Below are 19,776 nucleotides of genomic sequence, written 5' to 3'. Positions count from 1 at the left end.
CGACCACCACCGCCCGCTGGTCCAACGTCGACCGGCTCGTGACCAGCGACCAGCCGACCGCCGCCACATCGACATCGCCGTGCTCGCGGACATGCTCGGCGAGCCGAGCCGCCTGACCCGCCAGCGCCGCCTTCGACCGCGCCGACACCGGCCAGACGGTCACGTCCGAGGCGATCAGGCCGGGCCGGCGGGCCGGCTCGACGGTCGCCTCCCCGTCGACGCTCTCGGGGCCGGCGACGCCGGGCCGGTACTCCTCCACGATCACGTGCGCGTTGGTGCCGCTCACCCCGAACGAGGACACGCCGCCGCGACGTGGCCGGCCCAGCTCCGGCCACGGCCGGGCCTCGGTGAGCAGGGACACCGCGCCCGCGGACCAGTCCACGTGCGGGGACGGCTCGTCGATGTGCAGGGTCTCCGGCATGACGCCGTTGCGCACCGCCATCACCATCTTGACCATGCCCGCGACGCCGGCCGCGCTCTGGGTGTGGCCGATGTTCGACTTCACCGAGCCGAGCCACAGCGGCCGGTCGGCGGGGCGGTCCTGCCCGTACGTGGCGATGAGCGCCTGCGCCTCGATGGGGTCGCCGAGGGTGGTGCCGGTGCCGTGCGCCTCGACCATGTCGACGTCGGCGCTGCCGATCCGGGCGTTGGTGAGGGCCTGCCGGATGACCCGCTGCTGGGATGGGCCGTTCGGGGCGGTGAGGCCGTTGGACGCGCCGTCCTGGTTGAGGGCGCTGCCCCGGATGACGGCGAGGATCGGGTGGCCGTTGCGCTCGGCGTCGGCGAGCCGCTCCACGACGAGCACGCCGCCGCCCTCGCCCCAGCCGGTGCCGTCCGCGCCGGCCGCGAACGCCCTGCACCGCCCGTCGGCGGACATGCCGCGCTGCCGGGAGAAGACGATGAAGACGCCGGGGGTGGCCATCACGGTGACGCCGCCGGCGATGGCCAGGTCGCACTCGCGGCGGCGCAGCGCGTTCGCGGCCAGGTGCAGCGCCACCAGGGAGGACGAGCAGGCGGTGTCGACGGTGACGGCCGGCCCGTTGAGGCCGAGCGTGAACGAGATCCGGCCGGACGCGACGCTGGTGGTGTTGCCGGTGCCGAGGTACATGTCGACGCCCTCGGGAACGTACGACAGGCCCATCCCGTAGTTGGACGTGCTCAGCCCGACGAAGACGCCGGTCTGGCTGCCGCGCAGCGACAGCGGGTCGATGCCGGCCCGCTCGATGGCCTCCCAGGACGTCTCCAGCAGCAGCCGCTGCTGCGGGTCCATGGCCAGTGCCTCGCGGGGGCTGATGCCGAACAGGGACGGGTCGAAGTCGCCGGCCCCGTCGAGGAAGCCGCCGATCCGGGTGTAGCTCTTGCCGGGCTTGTTGGGGTCGGGGTCGTACAGGCCCTCCAGGTCCCAGCCGCGGTCGTCCGGGAACTCGGTGAGGGCGTCCCGGCCGTCGACGACCAACTCCCAGAGGTCCTCCGGCGACCGGACGCCGCCGGGGAAGCGGCAGCTCATCGAGACGATGGCCAGGGGTTCCTGGTCGCGCGCCTCGACGGTCTGCAGCTTCCGCTTGGTGTCGTGCAGGTCGGCGGTCACCCGCTTGAGGAAGTATCGAAGCTTGTCGTCGCTCATCGGGTGACACCTTCCTCGATCCGGAAGTCGGTCATCTCAGGAGATTCCAAACTCTTTGCTGATGAAGTCGAAGATCTCGTCGTCGCTGGCCGACTCGAGGTCGGGCCGGTCCTCCTCGGCGGCGGGCCCGGCGGCCACGTCGGACGCCTTGGCCAGCAGGTCCCGCATCCGGGCGGTGAACCGGTCCCGGGCCGCCACGTCGAGCGGGATCGTGGTGAGCAGGCTCTCCACCGCGTCGATGCCCTGGAAGATGGGCTGGGTGGAGGGCGCCGCGTCGGCGGCGATCTCGCTGGCCAGCTTCTCGGCGAGCGCCGTCGGTGTCGGGTAGTCGAAGACCAGCGTCGCCGGCAGCCGCAGCCCGGAGAGACCGTTGAGCCGGTTGCGCAGGTCGACGGCGGTGAGCGAGTCGAAACCCAGGTCGGTGAAGAGGCGGCCGGGGTCGATCGCGTCGGCGCCGGCGTGGCCGAGGACGGCGGCAATGTTCGCCCGGACCACGTCGAGGACCACCTTGAGCCGCTCCGGCCCGGCCAGGCCGGCCAGCCGCTGGCTGAGCGGTACCCCGCCGGTACGGCCACCGACCGCGTCGACGGAGCGCCGCAGCGGCACCCGGACCAGAGCCCGGAGCATCGGGCCGAGAGACCCGGACTCGGCCTGCGTCCGCAGCGTCCCGACGTCCAGCCGCATCGGCACGACGGCCGCCGCGTCCAACCGCCACGCCGCGTCGAAGAGGTCCAGTGCCTGCTCGGTGGACAGGCCGGCGGCGCCCTGCTCGGCCATCCGCCGCACGTCCGCGTCGCCGAGGTGACCGGTCATGCCGCTGGCTTGCTCCCACAGGCCCCACGCCAGGGAGATGCCCGCGAGCCCCCGGGCCCGCCGGTGTGCGGCGAGGGCGTCGAGGAAGGCGTTCGCCGCCGAGTAGTTGGACTGGCCGGCGCTGCCCAGGGTGGCCGCCGCCGAGGAGAAGAGCACGAACGCCGCGAGGTCGATGCCCTCGGTGAGCCGGTGCAGGTGCCACGCCGCGTCGATCTTCGGCACGGCGACGGCATCGAGACGGTCGGGGGTCATCGACTCCAGCACCCCGTCGTCCAGGACGCCCGCGGCGTGCACGACGGCGGTGAGCGGGCGCTCGGCGGGCACCCCGGCGAGCAGCGCCGCCAGGGCTTCCGGGTCGGCGGCGTCGCAGGCGGCGACGGTCACCGCCGTACCGACGGCGGCCAGCTCGGCGACGAGGTCGCCGATGCCCTCGGCGCTCGCGCCGCGCCGCCCGGCCAGCAGCAGGTGTTTCACACCGTGGGCGGTGGCGAGGTGCCGGGCCAGGAGACGACCCAGCACGCCGGTGCCGCCGGTGATCAACACGGTGCCGTCCGGGTCGATGCCGCCGGGCAGCAGCTCCACCCCGGCCGGGAAGCGCCCGAGGCGCGGCGTGCGGACCTGCCCGGCCCGCACGGCCAGCTGCGGCTCGCCCGAGGCGATCGCGGCGGCGAGCACCGCCGCGCTGTCCGGGTCGTCGTCGAGGTCCACCAGTTGCAGCCGGCCCGGGTGTTCGAGCTGGGCGGTGCGCAGCAGACCCCACACCGGGGCCTGGCGCAGGTTCACCGCGCCCTGCTCCCCCGCCGCGACCGCGTCGCGGGTGACCAACACGAGGCGGGACTCGGCGAACCGGTCGTCGGCGAGCCAGGTCCGCAACCCCGCGAGCGTACGGTGCGTGGTGGCCCGCGCCTGCCCGGCCAGCGCCGGGTCGGTCGGGTCGCCGGCCCCGCCGACGGGGACGATCACCGCCTCGGGCGCGGGCTCGCCCCCGGCGAGCAGGTCCCCGAGGGAGTCCAGGTCCACGTCGGTACGCACCCGCGCGCCGGCCGCCTCGCAGGCGGCGCTGAGGGCGAGGTCGTCCCCGCCGAGCACCGCCCACCGGGTGGCCGCCGGCACCGGGCCGGTGGGCAGCGGCAGCGCCGGCCAGTCCACCTGGAACAGCGACTCGTGCCGGCCGGAGCGGGCCGCGCCGAGCGAGTCGCCGGAGACCCGGCGCATGATCAGCGAGTCGACGTGCATGACCGGGGCGCCGGTGGCGTCGGCCACCTGGAAGGACACCCCGACCTCGCCGGCCGCGGCGACGCGTACGCGCAGCGCGGTCGCCCCGGCGGCCAGCAGCGTGACCCCGGTCCAGGCGAACGGGAGCCGGGGGACGCTGGCGTCGGCGCCGTCGCCCATCCGGCCCAGGAAGCCGCCGATCGACATGGCCTGCAAGGCGCCGTCGAGCAGCGCGGGGTGCACGCCGAACCGGCCCGCCTCGCTGTGGTGGTCGGCCGGCAGCTCCACCTCCGCGAAGACCTCGTCACCGCGCGTCCACGCGGCGCGCAGGCCGCGGAACGCCGGGCCGTAGCCGAAGACGGTCGCCTCGATGCCGGCGTAGAAGCTGCCGGAGTCGACAGGGGTCGCGCCGGGCGGTGGCCACACCCCCAGGTCGAAGGCGGGCGCACCGCCGTCGGCCGGATGGGGACCGAGCAGGCCGGTGGCGTGGCAGGTCCAGGCGACGTCGGCCAGGATCTCGTCCGAGCCGTCCCGGTACGGCCGGGAGTAGAGCTGGACGCCGCGCCTGCCGTCGTCGTCCCGGTCGCCGACCAGGAGCTGGACCTGGAGCGCGCCGAGTTCGGGCAGGACGAGCGGGGCGAGCAGGGTCAGTTCCTCCAGCCTCGGGCAGCCCGCCTGTTCTCCGGCGTACGTGGCGAGTTCCACGAAGGCGGTGCCGGGCAGCAGGATGTTGTCCATCACCCGGTGCTCGCCCAGCCACGGGTGGGTACGCACCGACAGCCGCCCGGTGAAGACCATCCGCTCGTTGTCGGGGAAGGTCAGCGCGGCGCTGAGCAGTGGGTGTCCGGCGTCCTGGAGGCCGGCGGAGGCGACGTCCTGCACCCGGTGCGCGGGCGCGTCGAGCCAGTACCGCTGGTGGTCGAAGGCGTACGTCGGCAGCGGCACGGTGTCGGTCCCTGCCAGGACCTTCGTGAGGTCGACGGGCAGGCCGATCGCGTGCGCGGTGGCCAGGTTGGTCAGCAACCGCGTCGGATCGTCGTCACCCCGACGCAGGCTACCCAGCGTGTACCCGGTGACGCCCGCGTCGTCCAGGATCGCCGTCACCGGCATCGTCAACACCGGATGCGGAGAGACCTCCACGAACGTCGTGTGACCCGCCGCGACCGCCACCCGCACAGCAGCGTCGAACCGCACCGTCTGCCGCAGGTTCTCGTACCAGTAGTCGGCGGCCATGCTCTCCGGCCGCACCCAGTCGCCGGTCAGCGTGGACACCAGGCGGATGTGACCGGGCTGCGGAGCGACGTCGGCCAGATCGGTACGAAGCTGCTCGGCGACCTCCTGCACGGATGGGGAGTGCGACGCGTAGTCCACCGGAATCAACCGCGCCCGGATTCCCTCGGCCTGGCAGGACTCCACCAGGTCCGCCACCGGCTGCGGCGGCCCCGACACCACCACCGTCGACGGGCCGTTCACCGCCGCGACACCAACACCGGGGAACCCGGCCAGCCGCTCCGCCACCGCCTCGGCGGACAGGTCCACCGACGCCATCGTCCCCGTCCCCCGCAGCACCGCCAGAGCCCGCGACCGCAACGCCACCGTCTTCGCCGCGTCCTCCAGCGACAGGATCCCCGCCACACAGGCCGCACCGATCTCACCCTGCGAGTGACCGACCACCGCCTGCGGAACCACACCCACGTGCTGCCACACCGCCGCCAAGGCCATACCCACCGCCCACAGCACCGGCTGCACGACCTCGACCCGCTCCAACCACGACTCGTCCTCACCCGTCAACACCGACACCAGGTCGACATCGAGGTAGGGCGCGAGCGCGCGCTGGCACTCCGCGAGCCTGGCGTCGAACACCGGCGCACGACCCACCAGACCGGCCGCCATCCGCGCCGACTGCGCCCCCTGACCCGGGAACACGAACACCGGACCCGCGCCGTGACCCGACGCCGCGCCCGTCACCAGGCTGCCCGCCGGGGAACCGGACGCCAGCGCGTCCAGCCCGGTAAGCAGCTCCTCGATGCTCGCGCCGACGACGGCGGCGCGCTGGTCGAGGATCGCGCGGGTCGTCGCCAGGGACCAGCCGACGGCCGCCGGGTCGAGGTCGCCGTGCTCCCGCGCGTACGCGGCGAGGCGGGCGGCCTGCCCGGCGAGGGCACCCCTGGACCGGGCCGACACCGGCCACACCACCACGTCCGAGGCGACCAGCGCCGGGGCGGCGTCCACGGGCGGCTCGGTCTCGTCAGCCTGCTCGATGATGACGTGCGCGTTCGTGCCGGAGATGCCGAACGACGACACCGCCGCCCGGCGCGGCCGGTCCACCGCCGGCCACGGCGTCGCCTCCGTCACCAGTTCCACCGCGCCCGCCGACCAGTCGATGTGCGGCGACGGCTCGTCCACGTGCAGGCTCGCCGGCACGACCCCGTGCCGCATGGCCTGCACCATCTTGATCACTCCGGCGACGCCGGCGGCAGCCTGCGCGTGCCCGATGTTCGACTTGATCGACCCCAGCAGCAGCGGCAGGTCGGCGGGCCGGTCCTGCCCGTACGTGGCCAACAGCGCCTGCGCCTCGATCGGGTCACCGAGCGTCGTGCCGGTGCCGTGCGCCTCCACCACGTCCACGTCGGCCGTGGACAGCCGGGCGCTGGCGAGGGCCTGCCGGATGACCCGCTGCTGCGAGGGGCCGTTCGGCGCGGTCAGCCCGTTCGACGCCCCGTCCTGGTTGATCGCGGAGCCGCGTACCACGGCGTAGACCTTGCGGCCCTGCCGGCGGGCGTCGGAGAGCCGCTGCACGAGCAGCATGCCGACACCCTCGGACCAGCCGGTGCCGTCGGCGGAGGCGGCGAACGACTTGCACCGCCCGTCGGCGGCCAGGCCGCGCTGCCGGGAGAACTCGATGAACGCGGTCGGGGTGGCCATCACCATCACGCCGCCGGCGAGGGCCATGTCGCACTCGCCACGCCGCAGCGCCTGACCCGCCCAGTGCAGGGCGACCAGGGACGACGAGCAGGCGGTGTCCAGCGACACGGCCGGCCCCTCCAGCCCGAACGTGTACGCCACCCGGCCGGAGATGACGCTGCTGGTGAGCCCGGTCAGCGCGTAGCCCTCGGTGCCCTCCGGCGCGTACGCGAGCAGGTTCGCGTAGTCCTGTCCGCTGGTGCCGACGAACACGCCGGTGCTGCTGCCGCGTGCGGCGGCGGGGTCGATGCCGGCGGACTCGAAGGTCTCCCAGGTGGTCTCCAGCAGCAGCCGCTGCTGGGGGTCCATGGCCAGGGCCTCTCGCGGACTGATGCCGAAGAAGCCGGAGTCGAACCGGTCGACGCCGCTGAGGAAGCCACCGCCGCGGGCGTAGAACGTCCCGCTGGCGTCGGGGTCGGGGCTGTACAGCCCGTCCAGGTCCCAGCCCCGGTCGGTGGGCAGGTCGGTGATGGCGTCGACGCCGTCGGCGACGAGGCGCCACAGGTCGTCCGGGGACCACACCCCACCGGGCAGCCGGCAGGCCATGCCGATGATCGCGAGGGGCTCGTCGTCGCCGACGGCGACGGCGGTGGTCGCGGGCCGCACCGGGACCGGGGTGCCGGCGATCTCCGTGCCCAGGAAGGCGGCCAGGTCGTGCGGGGTCGGGTAGTCGAAGACGAGGGTGGCCGGCAGCCGCATGCCGAACGCGTTGTTGAGCCGGTTGCGCATCTCGACGGCGGTGAGCGAGTCGAAGCCGAACTCGCTGAACGCTCGGCGTGGCTCGATCGCGGTCGGGTCGGGGTAGCCGAGCACGGCGGCGGCCTGGCCCCGGACGATCTCGACAAGCGCGGCGAGCCGGTCGGCGTCGCCGAGGGCGGCGAGCTGCTGGACGAGGGACGCGCCCGTGGTCACCGCGGCGGCGCGGGCGGGGGTGCGGATCAGCGCGCGGTACAGCGGCGGGACGCTGCCGCCGGCGAACTGCACCTTCATCGCGGCCAGGTCGAGGCGGGCCGGGACGAGCGCGGCGTCGGGGGTCCGGCAGGCGGCGTCGAAGAGCGCAAGGCCCTCCTCCGCCTCCATCGCCGCGACACCGGAGCGGGAGATCCGGTTGAGGTGGACGTCGTCCAGCTCGGTGGTCATCCCGCTGCGGTCGGCCCAGAGGCCCCAGGCGAGGGTGAGCGCGGCGAGGCCGTGCGCCTTGCGGTGGTGGGCTAGGCCGTCGAGGAACGCGTTGGCGGCGGCGTAGTTGCCCTGGCCGGGGCCGCCGGCGGTGGCGGCGAGGGACGAGTACGAGACGAACGCCCTCAGGTCGAGGTGGGCGGTCAGCTCGTGCAGGTTCCAGGCGGCGTCGACCTTGGGCCGCAGCACGCCGTCCATCCGCTCAGGGGTGAGCGAGGGAATGGTGCCGTCGTCGCGGACGCCGGCGGCGTGGACGATGGCGGTGAGCGGGTGTTCCGCCGGGATGCCGGCGAGCAGGTCGGCGACGGCGTTCCGGTCGGCGACGTCGCAGGCGGCGACGGTGACGGTCGCACCGAGGGCCTCCAGGTCGGCGCAGAGTTCGGCGACCCCGGCGGCGGACCGGCCGCGCCGGCTGGTGAGGATCAGGTGCCGGACGCCGTGCGTGGTGACCAGGTGCCGGCTCATCAGCTGGCCGAGGGTGCCGGTGGCACCGGTGATCAGGACGCTCCCCTCGCCGTCGAACGGCGAGGCGGGCGGCTCGGCCTGGGCGGGGACCCGGGTGAGCCGGGCGCCGGCGGCGACGCCGGACCGGATGACGACCTGCGGCTCGTCGGTGGCGAGCGCCGGCACCAGGGCGGCGGCGGAGCCGGCCACGTCGTCGACGTCGACCAGCACGAACCGGTCGGGGTTCTCCGACTGGGCGGAGCGGAGCAGGCCGATCACGGCGGCGCCGGCCAGGTCGGTCAGGTCGGTGTCGGCGGCGGTGGCGACGGCGCCCCGGGTGAGCACCACGAGGCGGGAGGCCGTGTACCGGTCGTCGGCGAGGAACCGCTGGAGCACGTCGAGCGCCCGGTGCGTGGTCGCGGCGACCGCGCGGGGCAGGTCGTCCGGCCCGGGCGGTTCGAGGAGGGGCACGACGAGCACGCCGGGGGCGTCCGCGCCGTCGTCCAGCGCCGCGGCCAGTGCCTCCAGGTCGGGGTACGCCGACGCGGCCGTCCCGCCGGCCACGAGCGCGTCGGTGAGGCCGGCGTCGGCGCCGACCACCGCCCAGCCGGCGGTCGCCCCGGCGGCGGTCGGGGCGAGCGGCGCCCACTCGATCCGGAACAGCGACTCGGTGCCGCCACCCCCGGCCACCCGGAGCTGGTCGGCGGAGACGGGACGCAGGACGAGGGAACCGACGGAGATGATCGGGGCACCGGTGACGTCGGCCAGCAGCAGGGAGATGCTGTCGGTGCCGGTGTGCGTGACGCGGACCCGGGCCGCCGCCGCGCCGGCGGCGTGCAGGGCGACGTCGTTCCAGGAGAACGGCAGCCGGCCGTAGCCGGGCGGGATGTCCGCCCTCGACGGCTGGCCGGCGGCGGTGGTGAGTCCGAGGGTGTGCAGGGCCGCGTCGAGCAGCGCCGGGTGCAGGCCGTACCCGCCGGCCTCGGCGGCGGGGGTCTCGGGCAGCGCCAACTCGGCGAACAGGTCCTCGCCGCGCCGCCACGCGGAGCGCAGCGCGATGAAGGACGGGCCGTAGTCGTAGCCCTGGGCGGCGAGGTTCAGGTACAGGTCGTCGGTGGCGACCTCGGTCGCGCCGGGGGGTGGCCAGGCGGTGAGGTCGGACCAGCCGAGCGGCCCGCTGGGCGCCGCCGGCCCGCTGGCCAGCACGCCGCTGGCGTTGCGGGTCCAGGCGCGCTCGCCGGGGTTGTCGGCCGGCTCGCCGTCCGGGAGGGAGTGCAGCGACACGGAGCGGCAGCCGGTCTCGTCGGCCGGTCCGATCCAGAGCTGGATGTCGACGCCGCCCGTCTCGGGCAGGATGAGCGGCGACTCCAGGGTGAGTTCCCGGACGTGGTCCGCCCCGACGTGAGCGCCGGCCTGGAGGGCGAGTTCGACGAAGCCGGTGCCGGGCAGCAGCACGGTGTCGAACACGACGTGGTCGGAGATCCACGGGTGGGTACGCCGGGCCAGCCGGCCGGTGAACAGGAAACCCTCGGCGTGCGCGACCCCGACGGCCGCGCCGAGCAGGGGGTGCTGGGCGGGGCGCAGGCCGACCGCGGTGACGTCCCCGGTCCACCCGGCGCCGGCCTCCGGCCAGTACCGCTGCCGCTGGAACGCGTACGTGGGCAGGTCCACCCGGGTGGCGCCGGTGCCGGCGAACCACTGCGCCCAGGTGACCGGGACGCCGTGGACGTGCAGCTCGGCCAGGGCCGCCAGCAGGGCGTGCCCCTCGGGCCGGTCCTTGCGCTGGGCGGGCACGGCGAGCACGCCGTCGTCGGCGGGCAGGATGTCGGCGGCCATCGCGGTGAGGACGCTCTGCGGGCCGATCTCCAGGAACGTGTCGACTCCGGCAGCCCGCAGGGCGACCACGCCGTCGGCGTGGCGGACGGCCTCGCGGACGTGCCGCACCCAGTAGTCGGCGGTGCGGATCTCGTCGGTTTCGGCGAGCGCGCCGGTCAGGTTCGACACGACCGGCAGCGTCGGCTCGGCGAAGGTCAGCCCGTCGAGGACCGTGCGGAACTCGGCGAGCATCGGCTCCATCAGCGGGCTGTGGAACGCGTGGCTGACGGTCAGCCGACGGGTGCGCACCCCCCGGTCCTTCCAGGTCTGCTCCACCTCGTCGAGGGCGTCGACCGCGCCGGAGACGACGACGGACGTCGGCCCGTTGACGGCGGCGATCCCGACCCGGTCGGTCAGCCCGTCCAGGGTGGACAGCACGTCGGCCTCGGGCGCGTTGACGGCCAGCATCCCGCCGCCGGCCGGCAGCGCCTGCATCAACCGGCCCCGCGCCGCGACCAACGCGCACGCGTCGCTCAGGGACAGCACCCCGGCCACGTGCGCGGCGGTGATCTCCCCGATCGAGTGCCCACCGACGAACTCCGGAACGACCCCGAACGACTCGACGAGCCGGAACAGGGCCACCTCGACGGCGAACAGCCCGGCCTGGGTGAACACGGTCTGGTCCAGCAGCTCGGCCTCGGCCGAGCCCGCCTCGGCGAAGAGCACGGTCTTCAGCGGCCGGGGCAGCAGCCCGTCGAGCTGCCCGCACACCTCGTCGAGGGCGGACGCGAACACCGGGAACGCCGCGTACAGGTCGCGGCCCATGCCGGCGCGCTGCGCGCCCTGACCGCAGAACAGCACCGCGAGCGAGCCCCGGTCCCCGGCCTGACCGGCGACCACCGCGCCGGACGGCTCCCCGGCCGCCAGGGCGCGCAGCCCGGCCAGCAGGTCGTCCCGGCTCGCGGCGGCGACCACGGCCCGGTGGTCCAGGGCAGACCGGGAGGCCACCGACGAGTACGCCACGTCGAGGGGGCGCAGGGTCTCGTCGGCGGCGATCCGGGCGGCCCAGTTGCCCGCCTGGGCGGCGAGCGCGGCGGCGTCGCGGGCCGACACCGTCACCGGCACGACGGGGCGCTCCACCGCCGGGGCGGCGTCGGCCTGGACGGGGGCCGGGGCCTGCTCCAGGATGGTGTGCGCGTTGGTGCCGGACACCCCGAACGACGACACCGCGGCCCGGCGCGGCCGGTCCACGGCCGGCCACGGCGTCGCCTCGGTGGCCAGCTCGACGGCGCCGGCCGTCCAGTCGACCTGCGGGGTCGGCTCGTCGACGTGCAGGGTGGGCGGCACGACGCCGTGCCGCATCGCCATCACCATCTTGATCACACCGGCGACGCCGGCAGCCGCCTGCGCGTGCCCGATGTTCGACTTGACCGAGCCGAGCAGCAGCGGGGCGGAGCCCGCCCCCCGGTCCTGCCCGTACGTGGCGAGCAGCGCCTGCGCCTCGATCGGGTCGCCGAGCCGGGTGCCGGTGCCGTGCGCCTCGACCACGTCCACGCCGCCGGCGGCGAGGCCGGCGTTGGCGAGGGCCTGCTGGATGACGCGCTGCTGCGAGGGCCCGTTCGGGGCGCTCAGGCCGTTGGACGCGCCGTCCTGGTTGACCGCGCTGCCCCGCACGACGGCGAGGATCGGGTGGCCGTTGCGCTGGGCGTCGGACAGCCGCTCCAGCAGCAGGACGCCGACGCCCTCGGACCAGCCGGTGCCGTCGGCGGCGGCGGCGAACGCCTTGCACCGGCCGTCGGCGGCGAGGCCGCGCTGGCGGGAGAACTCGACGAACGCGGCCGGGGTGCACATGGCGGTGACCCCGGCGACGATGGCCAGGGTGCACTCCTGCTGGCGCAGCGCCTGGGCGGCGAGGTGCAGGGCAACCAGGGAGGACGAGCAGGCGGTGTCGATGGTGACCGCCGGGCCCTCCAGGCCGAACGTGTAGGCGATCCGGCCGGAGACGACGCTGCCGGCGTTGCCGGTCATCAGGTGCCCCTCGAGGCCCTGTGCGGCGCCCATCAGCACGCTGCCGTAGTCCTGGCCGGTGCTGCCGGCGAAGACGCCGGTGCGGCTGCCCTTCAGCGAGTGCGGGTCGATGCCGGCCCGCTCCAGGACCTCCCAGGAGGTCTCCAGCAGCCACCGCTGCTGCGGGTCCATGGCCAGGGCCTCGCGGGGGGAGATCGCGAAGAAGCCCGGGTCGAAGTCGGCCAGGTCGTGGACGAAGCCGCCCTGCGCCGTGTACGACGTGCCGAGCCCGCCCTGCTCCTGGTCGGCGTCGTACAGCGACGCGAGGTCCCAGCCCCGGTCCTCCGGAAAGTCGGAGACCACGTCCCGCCCGGACGCGACCACCTCCCACAGGTCTTCCGGCGACCGCACCCCGCCTGGGAAGCGGCAGCTCATGGAGACGATGGCGACCGGTTCCTGCTCGCCGGCCTCCACCTCGCGCAGGCGCTGCCGCACCTGGTGCAGGTCGGCGGTGACCCGCTTGAGGTAGTCGAGAAGCTTCGCCTCGTCAGCCATGGACCGCGCTCTCCTTGTGTTGAGCCGTGCACGCAGCAGCGATCACGTCAGGACACCCCCAGCTCACGGTCGATGAAGTCGAAGACCTCGTCCGGCGTGGCGTCCTGGAGCTTCTCGGCGACGGTGTCCCCGCCGCCCGCCGGGGCGTCGGCCTCGTTGAGGGAGGCCAGCAGGGCCCGCAGCCGCTCCGTGATCCGAATCCGGGCGCTGCGGTCCGGCACCGAGCCGGCCAGCGCCGCTTCCAACCTGTCCAGTTCCCCGAAGACCGGCGCGACGCCGACCACGCCGCCGTCGACGATCGCCGCCCGGACGTACTCGGCGAGGCCGGCGGCGGTCGGGTAGTCGAAGACGACCGTGGCGGGCAGCCGTACGCCGGTCGCCGCCGTCAGCCGGTTGCGCAGCTCGACCGCGGTGAGCGAGTCGAAGCCGAGTTCCCGGAACGCCCGGTCCGGTTCGACGGCGTCCGCCGAGGCGTGCCCGAGCACGGCGGCGGCCTGGCCGCGTACCAGTTCGAGGAGGGTCTTGCGTCGCTCGGCGTCGGTCTGCCCGGCGAGCAGGGCGGCGAGGGACTCCGCCGACGCCCCGGCGTCGTCGGCCCGCTCGGCGGCGGCCCGCTGCGCCTCCGCGACGCCCGTCAGCAGCGGGCTGGGCCGCACGGCGACGAACCCCGGCACGTACCGCGCCCAGTCGATGCCGGCCACCAGCGTCGCCGGCTCCCGTCGCGCCACGCACCGGGCGAGCGCGGCGAACGCCGTGGCGGTGTCGAGGCGGGCGACGCCGCTGCGGCGGCGGCGTTCCTCCACGGCCTGGTCGGTGGCGGCCATCCCGCCGGCCGCCCAGGGGCCCCAGGCGATCGAGGTGGCCGGAAGGCCCTGCTGATGCCGTTGCTCGGCGAGCGCGTCGAGGTACGTGTTCGCGGCGGCATAGCTGCCCTGCCCGGCGGCGCCGAGCTGGCCGGCCATCGCGGAGAACAGCACGAACGCGCGCAGCGGCAGGGCGGCGGTCAGCTCGTGCAGGTGCAGCGCGCCGAGCACCTTGGGCCGCAGGACGGTGGCAAGCCGGTCGGCGGTGAGACCGTCGAGGACGCCGTCGTCCAGCACCCCGGCCGCGTGCACCACCCCGGTCAGGGGCGCATCGGCGGGCACCTCGCCGAGCAGTTTCGCCAGTGCCGACCGGTCGGCCACGTCGCAGGCCGCGACGGTCACCCGCGTGCCGGCGGCGGTCAGCTCCCGGACGAGGTCGGCCGCGCCGGGGGCGTCGGCGCCCCGGCGGCTGACCAACAGCAGGTGCTCGGCGCCCCGGGCGGCCAGCCAGCGGGCCACCTCCGCGCCGAGGGCGCCGGTGCCGCCGGTGACCAGCGTCGTGCCGGGGTGGTCGGGCTCGTCGGGAGCGGTGTCGCCGCCGGGCGCCCGCACCAGCCGCTTTACCAGGACCGTGGCGCCGTCGACGGCGAGCTGGTCCTCGCCGTCGAGGCCGGCCAGCGCGGCGCAGAGCAGGTCCCAGCCGTGGTCGTCCAGGGTGGCCGGCACGTCGACCAGCCCGCCCCAGCGCTCGGGGTGTTCGAGGGCGGCGACCCGGCCGAGGCCCCAGAGCAGCGACTGCTCCGGCCGGGCCGGCGTCGCGCCCCGCGTGGTGCCGGCGGCGCCCCGGGTGACGCACCAGAGCGGGGCGGCCACGTCGAGGTCGCCGAGGGCCTGCACCAGGGCCAGGGATCGGGCCAGGAAGGGCGGCACCGGCTGGGTGTCGTCGACCACGCCGTCGGCGAGGGCGAGCAGCGACAGCACGCCGTCCACCGGCGCGCGTTCGCCGTCGCCGGTACGGGTGGCGGCGGCCAGATGCTCGGCGACGGCCGCCCGCTCGGTCAGCTCCTCCGGCAGCAGCACCAGCCGGGCGTCGGCGCCCCGGCGGCCCAGCTCGGCCACGGCGGCCTCGCCCTCGTCCGCGCGGTGCTCGTCGGCGACGACCCACCAGGCGCCGGGGAGGAAGCTGACAGGCGTGCCGTTGTACGGCTGCCAGACGCTGCGGTAGCGCAGGTCGTCGAGGGTGGACCGGTCCCGCTGCTGGCGTCGCCAGGAGGCGAGCACCGGCAGGGCGGCGCCCAACCGTTCGAGGGACTCGGTGGCGCTCTGCGCGGTGAGTTCCGCGAGCGCGGCCAGGTCCTCCCGTTCGACGGCCGCCCAGAACGCGGAGTCGGCTCCGCTGGGTGCCTCGCCCTGTTCCTCCGCCCTGCTCGGCCAGAACCGGGTGCGGTCGAAGGCGTACGTGGGCAGGTCGGCGGTCGGCGTCCTCGCCAGGACCTTCGTCAGGTCGACGGGCAGGCCGACCGCGTGCGCGGTGGCCAGGTTGGTCAGCAACCGCGTCGGATCGTCGTCACCCCGACGCAGGCTACCCAGCGTGTACCCGGCGGTGTCGGTGTCGTCCAGGATCGCCGTGACCGGCATCGTCAACACCGGATGCGGAGAGATCTCCACGAACGTCGTGTGACCCGCCGCGACCGCCACCCGCACAGCCGCGTCGAACCGCACCGTCCGCCGCAGGTTCTCGTACCAGTAGTCCGCGGTCATGCTCTCCGGCCGCACCCAGTCACCGGTCAACGTCGACACCAGACGGATGTGACCGGGCTGCGGAGCGACGTCAGCCAGGTCGGCACGCAACTGCTCAGCGACCTCCTGCACGGATGGGGAGTGCGACGCGTAGTCCACCGGAATCAACCGCGCCCGGATTCCCTCGGCCTGACACGCCTCCACCAGGCCGGCCACCGGCTGCGGCGGCCCCGACACCACCACCGTCGACGGACCGTTCACCGCCGCGACACCAACACCGGGGAACCCGGCCAGCCGCTCCGCCACCGCCTCGGCGGACAGGTCCACCGACGCCATCGTCCCCGTCCCCCGCAGCACCGCCAGAGCCCGCGACCGCAACGCCACCGTCTTCGCCGCGTCCTCCAGCGACAGGATCCCCGCCACACACGCCGCACCGATCTCACCCTGCGAGTGACCGACCACCGCCTGCGGAACCACACCCACGTGCCGCCACACCGCCGCCAAGGCCATACCCACCGCCCACAGCACCGGCTGCACGACCTCGACCCGCTCCAGCCACGACTCGTCCTCACCCGTCAACACCGAGACGAGATCCACGTCCAGGTACGGCGCGAGGGCCGTCTGGCACTCGGCCAGCCTCGCGTCGAACACCGGCGCACGACCCACCAGACCGGCCGCCATCCGCGCCGACTGCGCCCCCTGACCCGGGAACACGAACACCGGACCCGCGCCGTGACCCGACGCCGCGCCCGTCACCAGGCTGCCCGCCGGGGAACCGGACGCCAGCGCGTCCAGCCCGGTAAGCAGCTCCTCGACGCTCGCCGCGACGACGGCGGCCCGGTGGTCGAACGTCGACCGGGTCGTCGCCAGAGACCAGGCCGCCGCTGCCGGGTCGAGCCCGCCGCGCTCGCGGACGTGCCGCGCCAGCCGCGCCGCCTGACCCGCAAGGGCCGCCTTCGACCGCGCCGACACCGGCCACACCACCACGTCCGAGACCACCAGCCCTGGAGCCGCCTCCACGGCAGGCCCGGCCACCTCGTCCGCCTGCTCGATGATGACGTGCGAGTTCGTGCCCGAGATGCCGAACGACGACACCGCCGCCCGCCGCACCCGCCCCGTCTCCGGCCAGGGCCGCGCCTCCGTCGCCAACTCCACCGCGCCCGCCGTCCAGTCGATGTGCGGCGACGGGGCGTCCACGTGCAGCGTGGCCGGGACGACGCCCTCCTGCAGGGCGAGGACCATCTTGATGACGCCCGCGACGCCGGCGGCGGCCTGGGTGTGCCCGATGTTGGACTTGACCGATCCCAGCAGCAACGGCACGTCCCGGTCCTGCCCGTACGTCGCCAGCAGCGCCTGCGCCTCGATCGGATCCCCGAGGGTCGTACCGGTGCCGTGTGCCTCGACCACGTCCACGTCGGAGGCGGCGAGGCCCGCCGAGGCCAGGGCCTCCCGGATCACCCGCTGCTGGGACGGACCGTTCGGCGCGGTGAGCCCGTTCGACGCCCCGTCCTGGTTCACCGCGCTGCCCCGCACCACCGCCAGCACCGGATGCCCCAACCGCCGGGCGTCCGACAACCGCTCCACCAGCAGCACGCCGGCGCCCTCGCCCCAGCCGGTGCCGTCCGCCGCCGCCGCGAACGCCTTGCACCGTCCGTCGGCCGCCAACCCGCGCTGCCGCGAGAACTCCACGAACAGGCCCGGCGTCGCCATCACCGTCACACCGCCGGCCAGGGCAAGGTCACACTCACCCCGACGCAACGCCTGCACCGCCAGGTGCAACGCGACAAGGGACGACGAACACGCCGTGTCCACCGACACCGCAGGCCCCTCCAACCCCAACGCGTACGCCACCCGACCCGACAAGACACTCGCGGCGTTCCCCGTCGCGCCGAACCCCTCCGCCTCGTCCCCGGCCGACAACAACAGGGCCCCATAGTCCTGACCATTCGTGCCCACGAACACCCCTGTTCGCGAACCCCGCAACACCCCTGGAACAACCCCTGCCCGCTCGATCGCCTCCCACGACGTCTCCAGCAGCAACCGCTGCTGCGGGTCCATCGCCAGCGCCTCACGCGGGCTGATCCCGAAGAACCCCGGGTCGAAGTCCGCCCCGTCGTACAGGAAGGCGCCGCTGCGGACGTAGGAGGTGCCGGTGGAATAGGGGTCGGGGTCGTACAGCCGGTCGACGTCCCAGCCCCGGTCGCCGGGCAGGCCGGAGACGGCGTCCCGGCCGGCGTGCAGCATCTGCCAGAACCGCTCGGGGTCGTTGGTGCCCCCGGGGAATCGGCACGACATGGCGACGATGGCGACGGGCTCGTCGTCCGCGAGGGCCACGGGTGCGGCGACGACGGCCGCCTCGGCCCCGCCGCCCAACTCCTCGTGCAGGTGCCGGGCGAGCACGGTCGGGGTCGGGTAGTCGAAGACGAGGGTCACCGGCAGCCGCAGCCCGGTGACGGTGGCGAGCCGGTTGCGCAGCTCGACGGCGGTCACCGAGTCGAAGCCGAGGTCCCGGAACGCGTGGTGCGGGTCGACGGCCTCGCCGCCGGCGTACTTGAGGACGGTGGCCGCCTGCTCGCGGACCATGTCGAGCAGCGCCTGCTGGCGCTCGGCGGCGCCCATCCGGGCGAAGGACGCGCCGGGGTTGCCCTCGTCGGACTCCCCGGCCTCGGCGAGGCCCTTGGTGGCCGCGAGGGCCTGTGCCTCGGGAATCTCGGCGATCAGCGGCCCGGGCCGGGTCGCGGTGAACGCGACATAGAACCGGTCCCAGGCGATGTTGGAGATGGTCAGGAACGTCTCGTCGTGCTCGACGGCCTGGTGCAGCGCGGCGACGGCGAGCCTCGGGTGCATCTCGGGGGCGCCGTGCCGGTGCAGCATCCTGCCGAACTCGCCCTCGGCCATGCCGCCGCCGCCCCACGCGCCCCACGCGATCGAGGTAGCGGGCAGGCCGAGGCCGCGCCGGTGCTCGGCAAGCGCGTTGAGGACGGCGTTGCCGGGGGCGTAGTTGCCCACGCCGGAGCTGCCGACGGTGCCGGCCATGGCGGAGAACAGGATGAACGCGTCGAGGTCCCGGTCGCGGGTCAGCTCGTGCAGGTTGAACGCGGCGGTGACCTTGGCGCTCAGCGCGTAGTCGACCTGGTCGAGGGTGAGCGAGCTGATCACCGAGTCGTCGAGCACGGCTGCGGTGTGCACGACGGTGGTCAGCGGGTGCTCGGCCGGCAGGCCGTCGATGACGGCGGCGAGGGCCGACCGGTCGGCGGCGTCGCAGGCGGCCACGGTGACCCTGGCGCCGAGCCCGACCAGCTCGGCCTCCAGCTCGGCGATCCCCTCGGCCTGCCGGCCGCGGCGGCTGAGCAGCACCAGGTGGGGGGCGCCGTTGGCGGCGAGCCAGCGGGCCATGTGCCCGCCGAGGGCGCCGGTCCCGCCGGTGACGAGGGCGGTGCCGGTGGGCCGCCAGGTGCGGACGGCCGGGGCGTCGCCGAGGGGGGCGCGCAGCAGCCGGCGGGCGAACGCGCCGACGCGCCGCACCGCCACCTGGTCCTCCCCGTCGGTGCCGGCGAGGACGCGGACGAGCCGCCGGCCGGCGGCGTCGTCCAGCTCGTCGGGCAGGTCGAGCAGGCCGCCCCAGCGGTCGGGGTGTTCGAGGGCGGCGACCCGGCCGAAGCCCCAGGCGAGCTGCTGCACGGGGTGCGGCAGCGGGTCGGCGGGGTCGGTGGAGACGGCGCCCCGGGTGAGGCACCACAGCGGCGCGCGGACGCCGGCGTCGCCGAGTGCCTGCGTCAGCGTGACCGTGCCGGCGAAGCCGACGGGCACCGACGGGTGCGCCGGGGCGGGCGTCTCGTCGAGCGCGAGCAGGGAGACGATCCCGGCGACGGGTCCGGCCCCGGCGAGGTCGCGCGCCCGGGCCGCGAGGGCGGCGCGGTCGGTCCGCTCGGCGTCGAGGACCACGGGTACGACCGTGGCGCCGTGCCGCTCCAGGGTGTCCCGGCAGAACACGGCCTGCTCCGCCTCGGTGTCGTCGGGGCCGGTGACGAGCCACCAGGTGTCCGTGAGGGCGGGCTCGACGGCGGCCTCGGCGACGGGTAGCCAGGCGTCGCGGTACCGCCACGAGTCGACGGTGGCCTGGTCGCGGTGCCGCCGCCGCCAGGCGGCGAGCACGGGCAGCACGTCGGCGAAGGCCGCCTCGGGCACCGCGTCGGCGTCGGTCGCCTCGGCCAGCTCGGCGGTGAGGGCGGTCAGGTCCTCCGCCTCGACGGCGGCCCAGAACCGGGCGTCGACCTCGTCCTCGACGGTGGGGCCGGCGAGTCCGGCGGCCGGGGCGGGCGCGGCGGACGGCTGCGGCCAGTAGTGTTGCCGTTGGAACGGGTAGGTGGGCAGGCCGACCAGGCGTCCGGGCCGGCCGGCGAACGCGGGCCGCCAGTCCACCGGCACACCACCCGCGTAGACCTCCGCCAAGGCACGGTGGAACCGGCCCAGACCACCCTCATCGCGGCGCAGACTGCCCGTGACGGTCACCGCGGCCGGGTCGGCGGCGGTGACCTCGACGCTTTCCTGCACCGCCATCGTCAGCACCGGATGCGCGCTGACCTCGATGATCGTGGAGTAGCCGGCGGCGACCAG

General features: G+C 75.2%; 3 protein-coding genes. All 3 read right to left on the bottom strand.

What is annotated here, in order from left to right; all coding sequences use genetic code 11:
- A partial coding sequence (locus ACGF5C_RS33495) for a type I polyketide synthase (RefSeq protein ID WP_393308228.1) occupies positions 1-1,624 on the bottom strand: 1,624 nt, incomplete at its 3' end.
- A gap of 36 nt (positions 1,625-1,660) precedes the next feature.
- Entirely contained in the window at positions 1,661-12,616 is a 10,956-nt protein-coding gene (locus ACGF5C_RS33490; RefSeq protein ID WP_393308226.1) for an SDR family NAD(P)-dependent oxidoreductase, read from the bottom strand.
- Positions 12,617-12,663: 47 nt separating this feature from the next.
- A partial coding sequence (locus tag ACGF5C_RS33485; protein WP_393308224.1) for a type I polyketide synthase occupies positions 12,664-19,776 on the bottom strand: 7,113 nt, incomplete at its 5' end.

The sequence above is a fragment of the Micromonospora sp. NPDC047620 genome, from assembly GCF_043205005.1.
Classification (GTDB): domain Bacteria; phylum Actinomycetota; class Actinomycetes; order Mycobacteriales; family Micromonosporaceae; genus Micromonospora.
The sequence above is the reverse complement of the archived record's forward strand: the minus strand, read 5'-3'. Positions and strand labels throughout refer to the sequence as shown.